The organism is Bacillus sp. mrc49 (assembly GCF_002803435.1).
Genome location: NZ_PHNG01000620.1, coordinates 1 through 1,114 on the forward strand (window position 1 = coordinate 1; position 1,114 = coordinate 1,114).

The 1,114-nt window shown below is 47.9% G+C and carries 1 protein-coding gene; it reads right to left on the reverse strand.

Annotated elements, in window-relative coordinates; genetic code table 11:
- Nucleotides 1-1,114 (reverse strand): S41 family peptidase (locus tag CVN76_RS06445; RefSeq protein WP_100530626.1); only part of this gene is annotated, 1,114 nt, incomplete at both ends.

Sequence of the window (1,114 nt, forward strand, 5' to 3'; positions counted from 1 at the left end):
CCAGAATCGCACTTTCCAAATGGGCTGCAGTTTTCGCATCCAGCTTTCCTGTCACTTTCAGATCATACTGCTTTTGAAAGGCTTTTACGGCAATTTCCGTATTCCAATCATAATAGCCGTCTTCCCGGCCCGTTTCAAACCCAAGTCCCTTCAGAATGCTTTGGGCATATTGGATTTGTTCATCGTTCATGTCGCGCTTCAACACCCCTTCAACCGCAAGCTGATGGGCATTAAAGTATTCCGGCTGCTTCACCTTGATCGTCGGTTCGATCCCTTTTTTATGGATCCAGTTCCCTGAAGGCGTCAGCCACTTATACAGGGTAAGTTTAATCTTACTGCCATCCCCCATCGGTACAGCCTGCTGCACGGTCCCTTTCCCGAAGGTCTTCTCCCCGATCAATGGGTAGCCTCCCGCCTCCTGCATCGCTCCAGCTAGGATTTCCGAGGCAGAGGCGCTCCCTTTATCCGTCAAGACTGCAATGGGATAATCTTTCGCTTTCTTGAGGGTTGTAAAAAACGATTGCCTTTCGCCCGTTCGTTCGGCTATTTGCAAAAAAGGTTTTTCTTTTGTAATGAACTCTCCAAGAATCGTTTCCACACTTGAAAGAAGGCCGCCTGGATTGCCGCGTACATCTATGACCAAGCCTTTGATCCCTTGCTTTTCTAACTGCTTCATCTGCTTTTTGAAATCTGCCGCCGTATTTTCCGAGAAAGTGGTTAACTCGATGTAGCCAATCTGTTCCCCGCCCACTTCTTTAACGGATGAAAATACGGTATCCAGCGGTATTTCAGCACGCACCATATTGAACTCAAGTGGATTGGAAACCCCCGCTCGCTTTACTTCCATTTTGACGGGTGAGCCCTTTTCGCCCCGAATTTTCAGGCGTGTTTCATACAGATCCAAGCCCTCGACACTCTCTCCATTCACCTTAAGGATTTGGTCTTTTGGCTTCAAGCCCGCCTTTTCGGCTGGCGAATCCTTGTAAGGAGAAACGATTATGACCTTGCCATCTTCCATGCCGATTTCAGTCCCTATCCCTTCGAAAGAGGAATCCAAGGTTTCATTGAATTGCTTGGCGGTCTCCTTGTCCATATAAACGGAATAAGGGTCTTT